We start from the raw sequence: 12,679 nt of genomic DNA on the forward strand, positions 1-12,679 counted from the left end.
TCTTACAATGCGTTGAAAGGTAGGAGTTTTTATGTCAGATAATTATCGCTCTCGTGAAGAACGACGAAGAGCTATGAATGACAACAAACCAGAAGGTAAATCTCAAGGAAAACCGAAAAAGAAGAAAAAAGGAGGCCTATTTCGTAAAATTGTTGCCGCAGTTTTACTGATAGGAATCATCGGGCTCATTGCCGGAGTGGGAACTTTTTTTGCTATGATAAGCGATGCTCCAAAAGTTGATGACTCGGTATTAAAAAACTCTTTTTCATCTAAAGTATATGCAAACGATGGAAAAACAGTTGTAAAAGAAATTGGAGCTCAAAAACGTACATATGTGCAATACGATGAAATCCCTCAAGTCGTCAAAAACGCATTTATCGCTACGGAAGACGTTCGTTTTTATAAACATCACGGCGTCGACTTTTACCGTATTGGCGGAGCATTAATGGCGAACTTTAAAAACGGCTTCGGTGCTGAGGGCGGTAGTACGATTACTCAGCAAGTGGTTAAGAATTCGTTCTTATCACCAAAGAAGACGGTTAAACGTAAAGTACAAGAAATGTGGTTAGCTTACCAGCTTGAGCGCAAATATTCGAAGCAACAAATTCTTGAAATGTATTTAAACAAAATATATTTCGCATCAGGTGAAGTATACGGTATTGAACGAGCAGCTGAGAAATTTTACGGAGTTAAAAGCGTAAAAGATTTAACTCTTGATGAAGCTGCTATGTTGGCAGGCTTACCAAAAGCGCCAACTACTTATAACCCAGTTACAAACCCAGAGAATGCTACTAAACGCCGTAACACAGTATTAAACTTAATGGCTAAAAACGGCTTCATTACACAAGCCGAGGCCGACAAAGCAAAACAAGTAGATGTACAGGCTCACTTAGCTAAACAAACTGAATCAACATCTAAGTACGATGTATTTATTGATCAAGTAATCGAGGAAGTAAAAAAGAAAACAGACGCGGATCCATTTTCTGCGGGCTTAGAAATTTATACAACGCTTGACACGAATGCTCAGGACTATGTGGATGATGTGATGAATAACAAAGTAGTCAACTTCCCGAACGATAAATTCCAAGCAGGTCTTGTCGTTGTAGATAATGAAACAGGCGGTATTCAAGCAATTGGAGGCGGACGTAACCGTGTGTCAGGCGGCTTGAACTTTGCAACAAATATGAGACGCCAGCCCGGCTCAACAATTAAGCCGATCTTAGATTACGGTCCAGCGATTGAGAACTTAAAGTGGTCTACTGGACAACCGATAAAAGATGAAGAATATCATTATTCAAACGGCACGCCAATCCGAAATTTTGGACGCAACTATAAAGGGTGGGTTTCAGCGCGTGAAGCTTTAGGACGCTCACTGAACATCCCTGCTTTAAAAGCGTTTCAAGCAACCGGTGCTGACAAAGCAAAAGAGTTCGCTACGGGCCTTGGGCTAAAATTAGATGAAGAAGACGGCGAAGCTTATTCTGAATCTTATTCTATCGGAGGCTTCCGTACAGGTGTTACACCTCTGCAAATGGCTGGAGCCTATAGTGCTTTTGCAAATGAAGGTATGTACAATGCACCGCATACAGTGACAAAGGTAAAATTCCCTGATGGAACAGAAATTGATTTAACGCCAAAACCAAAACGCGCAATGCAAGATTACACGGCGTTTATGATGACGGACATGATGAAATCTGTTGTAAACGAATCCTATGGTACAGCTCGTGCTGTTCGTACACCAGGATTAGAAATTGCGGGTAAAACAGGAACTTCGAACTTTAGTGCTGACGAGAAAAAACGATACAACATTCCAGACGCTGGTGAAAAAGACGTTTGGTTTAATGGATTTACGCCAAACTATACGATTTCCGTATGGACAGGCTATGAAACTGCTAAAGACGGCTATATTTTAAGTCCTAATGAAACAGGCATGGCAAAAAATATCTTTAAGCATGTTATTACTCATATTTCTGAAGGCAAACCTAAAGGAAGTTTCAAGCAGCCGGACAGCGTAGTTGAACGTTCCGTGGAAAAACCAACGGGCAAAGACTTAAAACGCCCAAGCGGCTCTACTCCTTCTAGCTTAATTACAAAAGAATACTTTGTGCGCGGTACTGCACCGACAAAAGTATCTCAAACGTTTGTGAAGAAAGAAAAAGAAGAAAAGAAAGAAGATAAAAAAGAGGACAAAAAAGAGAAAAAAGACAATAAAGATGTGAAGCCAAAAATTACTGCTTCGTATAGCGGAGGAGCAATTTCAGTTAACTGGTCAGCGTCAAACGCAGCCAGTGATACGACCTTTACAGTCACAATGTCTTCTCCTAACGGTTCTGAACAACTCGCATCTGGCGCAGGAGCCGGTGGAAAAACAATTTCCAATCCAGCACCAGGCTCAACGTATAGTTTCACCGTAACAACAAATACGGGCCAAAGCGCTAGTTCTTCTGTAAAAGTTCCTGATTCATCAGATCAAGCTACCGAAGATAATTCTACTAAGCCTGAAGATGACGGAACAACGGACGATAATCAAAATGAAGACAATAGCAACACTGATCAAAACAACGGCTCTGATCAAGGTGACGATTCATCTACTCAGCCGGATGATAATCAAAACAGCAATAATGGCAGCAATAGCGGCGGTAACAATAGCGGAAATACCGATAATAACAATAACGATAGCGGCAATGCTAACGATGGTAATAGCAGCAACAACAACAATAATAACGGAGGCACAACTCCTCCTCCAGCAGACAACGGTGGAAGTGACTCAGGAAGTCAAACACCACAAACTCCTGCTACACCATCGACGCCGTCAACACCTGCTACACCGCAGCAAGAGCCAACAACTGAAAATTAACGCAGCAGTAAAAAGCCCCTACACGTGTAGGGGCTTTATTTCTTGTGAAGAATAAGCATTTTTGCATACTGCTTACGCAACTCATTAAATAATTCTGTCAGCTGAATATACGCTTGATAAGAAGAAACTCGCTGCAGCAAAAATAGAAGCCTCTCAGCACAGTTAATAGGCTTATAGATTAGGTCCGCTATGTCTTCTTGCAGCTGATTTAAACGCCGAACGGGCTGTCCATTAATCCAAAACAGTAAACTAATATACATAGCAGCAGCTTGTTTCATACAAGGCGCTGCTTCTTTTGCTTTCCGCTGAGAAAAAAGCGTATGCAGTTCTTCCCTTTGAGTTTCCCACTTTTCAAAAAATGGCCGTATGTTCTTTTGAACATCCCTCCAAGGTGTTTTCGTTTCTTTATGTACATCGTATAAAATATCATAAGCAAAATAATTTCTTCCATTTTTTGTATCTAATTCAAGAACCCGATCTTCTTTTGAATAAAATGGTTCGCATATGAAATGTGACGGCACTTCAATCGGTAACATCTGTCTTCTTCTCTTTTCCTTTCATTCGTTTCTTTCCTTCTCGGCAAAGATCAAGAAGCGGGCAGACATGACATTGAGGAGACTGTGCTTTACAGTGATAGCGTCCAAAAAAGATAAGTCGATGATGCGTAACGGACCATTCATCTTTCGGAATTTTTCTCATCAGCGTTTTTTCTACTTCTAAAACTGAATCTTTCCACCTGCAAATCCCAAGGCGTTTACTTACACGTTCTACATGCGTGTCTACGGCTATTGACGGTACTCCAAAAGCTACGGATACAACAACATTAGCCGTCTTACGCCCTACTCCCGGAAGATTGGTCAGCTCATCACGATCTTTCGGAACTTCTCCTCCGTATTCATCAATGAGCATACGGCAGAGCTTTTGAATGTTTTTAGCTTTATTTCTATATAAGCCAATTGATCTAATATCTTGCTGCAGCTCTTCTAACGAAACGGCTAAATAGTCTTCAGGCGTTTGATATTTCTTGAATAAATCCGCTGTTACGCGGTTGACTAAAGCATCTGTGCACTGAGCAGATAGCGCCACAGCAATGACTAAATCAAAGGGATTCCGATGATTCAACTCACAGTGGGCGTCAGGAAACATTTCTGCCATAGCATCTAGGCACTGTCTGATTTGTTTTAACGTTAACATACTAGTTCTCCTTCTTCTTACAGATAGTTCCCTCCTATTTTACAATAGGGTTCCTGTCAAATGCTACTTTTGTCCATACTCTTTTAAAAAAGCTGCTTCAAGATTCAATTACTTAGATCTTGAAGCAGCTTTTTATCCTGTCATTGCTCTAGCCAGTTAAAAAAAGGAATGGCTGATGTAGACTGAGAAGGGTTAACAGAAGATAGTTTTTTGGGCTGTTGATTTTGACGAAATTTTTGGCTATGCTTGCGGGCTTGATCAATGGTCTGAATGCCATTTTTCTTCCATTCAAATAAAATACGATCAATATACCGGAAGTTTAATTTTCCAGACATCACCGACTCTCTTAGTGCCGCTTTAATAATAATGGGATCATGATGATCTTGATCAATCCACATCGCTAGCGTTTCGCATTCAAACGGAGACAATGCTCTGCCAAACTCTTTTTCAAACATTGTATATAAATTAAGCTCTTCTTGTTCTTCTTCGCTTTTTTCTACTTCTCTTGTTTCTTGCATCATATGATGAATAAGCTTTTCCCAAAGCGGTTTTAATGAATAACGTTCACAAATAAGGGCGTTTTGCTGTTGATCTTGCTCAATAGATAAAAAGCCGCGCTGAATTAATGCTCGCAGCGTATCCATACACACAGCACTTGAAATACTCATTTTTGCCGCCAATTCGTTAGGTGTCGGGAAACCTTCACCGCCTTCAATGGAAACATAAATATGCATTAACGTCATGAATTCCGTTTCGTTCATTCCCAAATCGCTATAGTGATTAAACAGCAGCTTCGGAATTGAAACTGTGCCTTGTTCAAACCATTCAATTAACGTTTCTTTTTTCATATCCGAACACCTCAGTAGTTAGTATATCATGAAGTTTATAGTCAAAGTAATAATTATTCGAAGCTAAAAAAGCTTCTATGTAAAACTTTCCGCTGAAACCGTACCATTGCTCTGCACATATAAAATATATACGAACGATGACTTCCTTCCAAGAATATTACACTAACTTATTTTTTCGAGAATTGCAACTCCCTTTTAAGTTAGACTCTCTTCTATGTTTGCCGTTGTTTCCTTGTGATATAAGTAAAAACCTCGTTTTTCTTTTCTTTTTATGATTCATAAAAAAAAGCTAAAAAAGTATCCTGACTACAGGAGTCAGAATACTTTTTCACTTCCTTACGGGTATAAACGGTTTAATAAGCGTGGGAATGGAATCGTTTCACGAACGTGTTCTACGCCGCTAATCCATGCTACTGTACGCTCAAGGCCTAAACCAAATCCTGAATGTGGAACTGAGCCATACTTACGAAGCTCTAAATACCACTTGTATGTTTCTGTATCTAATTTGTGCTCTTCTACACGCTGAGCTAAAAGCTCTTGATCATGAATACGTTCAGAGCCTCCAATGATTTCTCCGTAGCCTTCTGGTGCGATTAAGTCTGCACATAATACTACGTCTTCATTTGTTGGATCTGGCTGCATATAAAATGGTTTTAATGACGTTGGATAGTGTGTAATGAATACCGGCTTGTCATAGCTTTCTGCGATAGCCGTTTCATGCGGTGCTCCAAAGTCATCTCCCCACTGAATGTCTGTAAATCCTTTTTCATGTAAGAATTTAAGAGCCTCATCGTACGAAATACGAGGGAATGGCGCTTTAATTTGTTCTAACTTAGATGTATCACGGCCTAGTACATTTAACTCTAACTTACAGTTTGTTAAAACAGACTGTACGACATGAGACACATACTCTTCCTGTACTTTCAAGTTATCTTCGAATTGGTAGAAAGCCATCTCTGGTTCAATCATCCAAAACTCAATTAAATGACGGCGTGTTTTAGATTTTTCAGCGCGGAACGTTGGACCGAATGAAAATACTTTTCCAAGCGCCATTGCCGCTGCTTCCATATAAAGCTGTCCACTTTGAGAAAGATATGCATCTTCGTCAAAATATTTCGTGTGGAATAATTCTGTTGTTCCTTCAGGAGCACTTCCTGTTAGGATTGGAGGATCTACTTTTGTAAACCCGTTTTCGTTAAAGAATTCATACGTTGCACGAATGATTTCGTTACGAACCTTCATAACAGCATGTTGACGTTTAGAACGCAGCCATAAATGACGGTTATCCATTAAGAACTCTGTTCCATGTTCTTTTGGCGTAATTGGGTAATCAACAGCTTCATGAATAACTTCAAGGCTTGTAACTGTTAACTCATAGCCAAACGGTGAGCGCTCATCTTCGCGTACCACACCTGTTACATATAGTGATGATTCTTGCGTCATAGATTTAGCTAATTTAAAAGTTTCTTCTTCTACTTCAGCTTTTACAACTACCCCTTGCATGAATCCTGATCCATCGCGCAGCTGTAAAAAGGCAATTTTACCACTTGAACGTTTATTCGCTAACCAAGCACCAATTGTTACTTCTTTTCCTACATGCTTGCTTGCTTCTGAAATCGTAATTTTCACGATTAATATCCCTCCAAAAAACTTACATTTCGTAATTATGTATGCCATCCTATTATACATTTCGACAAACATAATAACAAGTAACAAACAAAAAGAGCCTTCTAACACGTGTGATTTGTGCTAAAAGGCTCTTTTGTTTTTAAATATAATCTTTTTTATTTCATATGACGAGTCATGAATGATTGAATTCGTTCCAATGCCTTTTCTAGCAGATCTAGTGATGTAGCATAAGAAAGACGTACGTTTTCAGGTGAACCGAATCCTGATCCAGGCACTAGCGCTACCTTCTCTTCTTCTAAAATAGCTTCTACCCATGCATCAACTGTATCAAAGCCAGTTAACTTTGCAGCTTCAATTGCATTAGGGAATAAGTAGAAAGCACCCTGTGGTTTTAAGCATGAGAACCCTGGAATGTTAATCAGCTTTTCATGAATCACGTTTAGACGCTCTTCAAAAGCTTGTCGCATCATTTCCACCGGCTCCTGAGTGCCGTTATAAGCAGCGATTGTTGCATATTGAGCAATAGATGTTGGATTTGACGTGCTGTGACTCGCTAGGTTTGTCATCGCTTTAATAACTGTAGCATCACCAGCTGCATATCCAATGCGCCAGCCCGTCATGGAATGTGACTTAGAAACACCGTTAATGATAATTGTTTTTTCTTTTAACGCTGGTGAAAGCTGTGCAATCGATACATGTTCATTTTGACCATACACAAGCTTTTCATAAATTTCATCTGATACGATAAAAATATCGTGCTTCAAGCAAACTTCTCCTAAAGCTTGAAGCTCTTCTCTTGTGTAAATCATACCCGTTGGGTTGCTTGGTGAATTGATAATAACAGCTTTAGTTTTAGCAGTAATAGCCGCTTCTAATTGTTCAGGCGTGATTTTAAATTCGTTATTTTCAGAACCTTCAACGAATACTGGTGTACCTTCTGCTAACTTTACTTGCTCAGGATAACTTACCCAGTAAGGAGTTGGGATAATTACTTCGTCACCTTCGTCTAACAGAACTTGAAATAACGTATACAGTGCGTGCTTAGCACCTGTACAAACAATAATTTCAGAAGGTGAATACGTCAGGCCTTGATCGCGTTTGAATTTTTCAATTACCGCTTCTTTTAATGGTGCAAGACCGCCTGCTGGCGTATATTTTGTCTGACCATCATTCATTGCTGTAACAGCCGCTTCTAAAATGTGCTGCGGCGTATTAAAATCAGGTTCCCCTGCTCCAAGTCCAATCACATCATGACCAGCCGCTTTCAATTCTTTCGCTTTTGCTGTAATCGCTAATGTTGATGATGGCGTTAATGCTGATACACGTTTTGCTAACTTCACTAAAATCTCCCCCTATGAACTAAAGCTATAATCAGCCTCAGGCTGATTATAGATAAAAAATTGGCTTCATTTTCATAAAGCGCTGAAATCTTATATTATGACACATATGACATTTCATATGGTATAAACGATTTATGATTGAGATAAACTGTATCGTTTTATAAATTCACCGCTAGAGAAATCAAGATAATAGTATGTTAAATGTTTCTTATCTTTATCCACATATGTTACTTCCCACAGCGGCTTTTTATTTTCAATGCCTAGGCGCACCGACTTAATTTCCTGCGGATTTTTATCATTTTTCACAATGGAAATGGCTTTCTCTTTTGTGATCCCGCTGCTTGCTTTCTTTAAAACAGCTGTTTGTTTTTTGCTTTTAGGCACCCAAGCAATTACCTTTTGATTGCTTCGGTTTGTACCTTCTACTACATAAAATGCATGATTGCCGAAATATGGCTGGGTGCTTGTGACAGATTTCAAATTAAATTCTTTTTTTGCTTGGGATGCTGCTTTTTCCTCAGCAGACTGAACATCCTTCACAGACGAGTGATAAATGCTAAAAGAAATGCCTCCGATAATTAAAAGCACAGCAGCTACCGCTACAATAATTAACTTTTTCATAAAATCCCTACTTATGTACGATAAATTGTAAATACAGCTTTGCTTTGATCTTCTTCATCTAACGCTAATCCGAACATCAAATCTTGCTTTTTCAACGTGCGATTCAAACTATCAACAATTTTATATAAATCCGAGGAATTTTCCACGCGGACAGTTGATAATACTTCAATCCTGCTTTCCATTGTAAACCTCCTAGCTCGTCTATCACGACGCAAAAATGACGATATCCGTATTATAACAGGTATCAAAAACCATCGTCATCTTTTTCACTCATCAATCCAGCCCGTACGTTTTGCGTAAAAACCGAATAAATAAGTAAACATATATAATATTATAAGGAATTTACCTCTTTTTGCAAAAGGAAATTTGTTTATTTTGCAGAAAATTTCATCACATCATAGGATTTTAGCGACATTTTAATAGAGTAAGCGCTCCCCTCTCTTACGTCATATAATTCAATCCATTCAGCTGTTAAATTTGAAAGCAGTCGAGGGGAATAGGAACGCCCTGGTTTCGTAAACGAAACGGCAAGCTGTATATCTAATTGCTTCAAAAATGTATTCGAAAAAAACGTTCCCTCTCCAAAATTAGGAATTTTCAATATATCTACATGAGTAAGGGGAATGCGTAAAAACTTTTCCTCTACTTCATCTGAGCCGCTCATGGCATATAGAACTCGGTGCTCTCCAATCGTGAATAATAGATCCATAGCCGCTGTTTTTTGCTTCGATGCATGCAAGACATCAACGTGTATATTATCCGTTAACTGAAATAAATCATTTTCTTTCCACTTCTCTGTTTGAAATTCCGCCTGGTACTGAGCCGGCACAATAATACGCTTTATATGATAATCCTTCACAGCTCGCTGAACATTTGAATCATAGTACTTTTGCTGTTTCGTAATTATTAATTGGTTGATTTTTTTTACTTTATATCGCTGCAGCCACTTGTTTAGCTCGGGATAGGAAGATGCACTCCCGGTATTTACTAAAATCGCCTCACCGCTTCCGTCTTGAATCAGACTTGCTTCTCCATCTGAAAGAGGCAGAAAGGTGATCACTACTTCATCAGCTTGCAAACCAAAATCTACGTTTTTAATGACGGCTGCTGAAACCGAACAGGTCATAAAACTAAAAAACAGTACAGCACTTAGCAATATTTTAATCATACACTGTCCTCATTTGCTTATCATAGTATATTACTATCGTCTCTCAAGTGAAGAAACAGTATGCATAAAAAAAGACTTAAGCTATGCTCAAGTCTTTTCATTCCACCATTCTTTGTAGTCCAGTAAGATATTTGAAAACGTTTTTTGAACAACCTGGACTTTTGGAAGCGAGTGAAGGAAATGGTATCCATATGCTGTTCGCGTAATACGATTATCAAAAATAAATATAGCTCCCCGGTCACTTTTTGAACGAATCAACCGTCCAAATCCTTGTTTAAAACGGATAACGGCTTGAGGAAGTGAATAATTCATAAAGGGACTTTTCCCTTCTTTTTTCATCTGCTCAAATTTAGCTGTCAACAGAGGTTGATTTGGAGATGAAAAAGGAAGTCTGACTATTACGAGACATGATAATAAATCTCCTGGCAAATCAATTCCTTCCCACAGACTGTTTGTACCCAAAAGAATGGAATGCTCAAATTGACTGAAGTCTTTTAACAGTCTATTGCGATTTCTAGTTGTGACTCCTTGACCAAGCAGGACAAACTCTTCAAGATCGTTTAACTCTTTCAAATAACCATATGTAGCTTTCAACATGTCATATGAAGTAAAAAGCACCAGCATACGGCCATTTGTTACTTTGGCTACGTCAAGAATACTTTCTGCCATCATAGCGCTATACTCATATAATGATACTTCGTTAACAGCAGGCATATCCTGAGGAATATAGACTCTAGCTTGCTTCTCGTAATCAAACTCGGAAGGAAGAATGAGTTGAGCAGGCTGAAAGTCATATAACCCTAGCTCTTGAATTAAATAATCAAATGTTCCATTCACCGTCAATGTAGCCGATGTTAAAATAACGCTTTGTTTCTTAGCGAAAAATTCATCAGCCAGCGTATCGGCAATGGAAGTAGGCTGACTATAGATATACGTAGCATTTGCTGCTCCTTTTGGTTCAATTTCAAACCACGTTACGTAATTGCTCTGCTGTTTGAACAAAAGCTTTTCTATTTGCTGAGATATATGCTCAAATCCTTTAACAGCCGTTTGAAATTCATGAAGAGATGACTGTTCATTTTTTGTGGCTTTGTCATATAGATCGTCAAAGGAATGTCTTGCCCCATCATTCCATGTAAAAAGATCGTGAATTAAAAAACGAATGCGCGACGCTGCTTCTTGAATAGCCGTCCAGTAATGCCCATGCTCTTTTTCCACTTTATACCGATAGCTGCTCCTTCCAATCTCGCCCTGCTGATTGCCTGTTCTTTTTTGAACAAAAGAATGAATCAAACGAAATAAGTCATCGCACTCCGAATGAAGCTGCACAAACAGATTTTGAAGAAATTCAGTGTTAAGCTCGATGCTATATTTTACAAGCGTATGGTGAACTTTTTTTAACAGCCCTTTGTCTTGAATGGTTCCGATTCGGTTTAATAGCGCATGAACCGCAAAATAATCTAAGCGCTCTCCCAGTTCTTCTCCGGCAATGTCTTCTAAGTGATGAGCCTCGTCAATAATAATTTGTTCATAATCAGGTAGCAGCTCATGATTACTCATCACATCCATCAACAGCAAGCGATGATTTGTCACTACTATATGGGCATTTTGCGCTCTGTTCTGCGCTCGTTCATAAAAAGAATAAAGCTTCCAAGGATGCTTAAAGTCACTTGGAGACGGATTGCTTTCATTTAGCTGTTCCCAAAAAAGTTTACCCCCAGAAGGCAGGTTTATTTCATCGCTGTCGCCCGTTTCCGTTTCGGTCAGCCAAATAAGCAGCTTCGCTTTTGTGAGGATCGCATCGTAATTATTATTTCGTTCTTTTAAGAGCTGAATGAATTTTCTTATACTAATGTAATGTTCTCTTCCTTTTAAAACAGCTGCTGTGACAGGAAACGGAACAATCTTTTCTAAAATGGGCACATCTTTTTCGACGATTTGCTGCTGAAGCGTTACCGTGTTAGTTGAGATGATGACTGGGTGGTGATGAACAGAAGCATAAAACACGGCAGGAACTAAATAAGCGTAGGTTTTACCAATACCGGTCCCCGCTTCAATTAAAGCATGCTCGTTGCCTGCAAAGCACTCTTGTACAAAGTTCATCATCTCCCACTGCCCTTTTCGTTCTTCAAACAATGGCAGAGCCTGATGGAACAGCTTTTGCTTTTCAGTTTCAAATATTTCGTAAGTATGAGAGTGCTGCTTTTCATTAGCTGAATGCGGCTGATATTTGTTTAGCGCAATGCCGTGTATAAATTCATAAGAATCATCCTCGGCATAACTTTTATCATCTATAACTTGTTGAATCAGTTCTCCAATTTCACTTTTAAAGTGTAAGCTTAGCGCGTATAGCTGCTTCAAGGTTGTTAAAGGGAGCTTCTTTAATTTTTCAATTAGTAAAAGTAAAATACGTGCCGTTACTTCTGCATCACTATCTGCTTGATGAGGGTTTTCATGTTCAATATGTAAATACTCAGCTAATTGACTAAGTTTGTACCCATCAACTGTAGGCAGCAGAATCCGGGCCAGTTCGACGGTATCTACGGTTGAATTATAAAGCGTCTCCATCCCGCACTGATAGAGTTCTTCTTGTAAAAAAGTTAAATCAAATGCCACATTATGTGCAACAAAATAAGCATCATCTAGCAATTCTATAATTTTAGGTGAAATTTCTTCAAATAAAGGCGCATCTTTCACCATATCATTTTGAATGTTAGTTAGTTGTGTAATAAAAGGCGGAATATCCATACCAGGATTTAAAAAACTAGAAAAACGTTCAACAATTTTGCCGTCTTCTACTATGACAGCAGCAAATTGAATCATTTTATCTCCTTGTTTTGGAGAATGTCCCGTCGTTTCAAGATCTACCACAACAAAGCGTTTATTCACGGTCAACACCTCGCAAGTCTGTCTTTTTATAGTATAAAGTGAAAGCCTGCTCTATATGCTTTAAAAGCGCAACTCCTTCTCGTGAAAAACAGAGAGGCTTTCATACATAGAAGTTTTACTTTAGTGTGTATAG

10 protein-coding genes are annotated in these 12,679 nt (G+C 38.9%); 1 reads left to right on the forward strand and 9 read right to left on the reverse strand.

Going from position 1 to position 12,679, the window contains the following annotated elements:
• Positions 1–31 precede the first annotated feature (31 nt).
• The gene (locus tag ACXAE4_RS20830; RefSeq protein ID WP_289578829.1) at positions 32–2,857 is read left to right on the forward strand and encodes a PBP1A family penicillin-binding protein; all 2,826 of its coding nucleotides are present in this window, start codon (positions 32–34) and stop codon (positions 2,855–2,857) included.
• Positions 2,858–2,892: 35 nt separating this feature from the next.
• Here the strand turns inward: ACXAE4_RS20830 and ACXAE4_RS20835 are convergent, their stop codons facing one another.
• From ACXAE4_RS20835 to dinG, 9 genes are all read right to left on the reverse strand, one after another.
• Positions 2,893–3,393 carry a YpoC family protein gene (locus ACXAE4_RS20835; protein ID WP_289578828.1) on the reverse strand — a complete coding sequence of 167 codons (501 nt, stop codon included), beginning with the start codon at positions 3,391–3,393 and terminating at the stop codon, positions 2,893–2,895.
• Entirely contained in the window at positions 3,380–4,051 is a 672-nt protein-coding gene (gene nth / locus ACXAE4_RS20840) for an endonuclease III (RefSeq protein WP_028414079.1), read from the reverse strand. Before nth ends, ACXAE4_RS20835 begins: the two co-directional genes overlap by 14 nt.
• A gap of 140 nt (positions 4,052–4,191) precedes the next feature.
• Positions 4,192–4,899, reverse strand: coding sequence for a DnaD domain-containing protein (locus ACXAE4_RS20845; RefSeq protein WP_016763459.1), 708 nt, complete (start codon positions 4,897–4,899; stop codon positions 4,192–4,194).
• A gap of 336 nt (positions 4,900–5,235) precedes the next feature.
• Positions 5,236–6,528: an asparagine--tRNA ligase gene (gene asnS / locus ACXAE4_RS20850; RefSeq protein ID WP_045293839.1), complete on the reverse strand. Its 1,293-nt coding sequence runs from the start codon at positions 6,526–6,528 to the stop codon at positions 5,236–5,238.
• A 155-nt stretch (positions 6,529–6,683) separates the two neighbouring features.
• Positions 6,684–7,868 carry a pyridoxal phosphate-dependent aminotransferase gene (locus ACXAE4_RS20855; protein ID WP_013082327.1) on the reverse strand — a complete coding sequence of 395 codons (1,185 nt, stop codon included), beginning with the start codon at positions 7,866–7,868 and terminating at the stop codon, positions 6,684–6,686.
• A 132-nt stretch (positions 7,869–8,000) separates the two neighbouring features.
• The gene (locus ACXAE4_RS20860; protein ID WP_034266853.1) at positions 8,001–8,489 is read right to left on the reverse strand and encodes a cell wall elongation regulator TseB-like domain-containing protein; all 489 of its coding nucleotides are present in this window, start codon (positions 8,487–8,489) and stop codon (positions 8,001–8,003) included.
• Between the two features lie 11 nt (positions 8,490–8,500).
• The gene (locus ACXAE4_RS20865; protein WP_013056102.1) at positions 8,501–8,671 is read right to left on the reverse strand and encodes a YpmA family protein; all 171 of its coding nucleotides are present in this window, start codon (positions 8,669–8,671) and stop codon (positions 8,501–8,503) included.
• Between the two features lie 188 nt (positions 8,672–8,859).
• Entirely contained in the window at positions 8,860–9,657 is a 798-nt protein-coding gene (locus tag ACXAE4_RS20870; RefSeq protein ID WP_034266850.1) for a ComEC/Rec2 family competence protein, read from the reverse strand.
• 87 nt (positions 9,658–9,744) lie between these two features.
• On the reverse strand, positions 9,745–12,546 hold the full coding sequence (gene dinG, locus ACXAE4_RS20875; protein WP_154989275.1) for an ATP-dependent DNA helicase DinG: 2,802 nt from the start codon (positions 12,544–12,546) through the stop codon (positions 9,745–9,747).
• Positions 12,547–12,679: the final 133 nt, after the last annotated feature.

The sequence above is a fragment of the Priestia sp. ABM2_011 genome (assembly GCF_056158845.1).

Coding starts and splice junctions, on each gene's coding strand:
- ACXAE4_RS20830 (WP_289578829.1), top strand. CDS start 32: ATGTCAGATAATTATCGCTCTCGTGAAGAACGACGAAGAGCTATGAAT.
- ACXAE4_RS20835 (WP_289578828.1), bottom strand. CDS start 3,393: ATGTTACCGATTGAAGTGCCGTCACATTTCATATGCGAACCATTTTAT.
- nth (WP_028414079.1), bottom strand. CDS start 4,051: ATGTTAACGTTAAAACAAATCAGACAGTGCCTAGATGCTATGGCAGAA.
- ACXAE4_RS20845 (WP_016763459.1), bottom strand. CDS start 4,899: ATGAAAAAAGAAACGTTAATTGAATGGTTTGAACAAGGCACAGTTTCA.
- ACXAE4_RS20860 (WP_034266853.1), bottom strand. CDS start 8,489: ATGAAAAAGTTAATTATTGTAGCGGTAGCTGCTGTGCTTTTAATTATC.
- ACXAE4_RS20865 (WP_013056102.1), bottom strand. CDS start 8,671: ATGGAAAGCAGGATTGAAGTATTATCAACTGTCCGCGTGGAAAATTCC.
- ACXAE4_RS20870 (WP_034266850.1), bottom strand. CDS start 9,657: ATGATTAAAATATTGCTAAGTGCTGTACTGTTTTTTAGTTTTATGACC.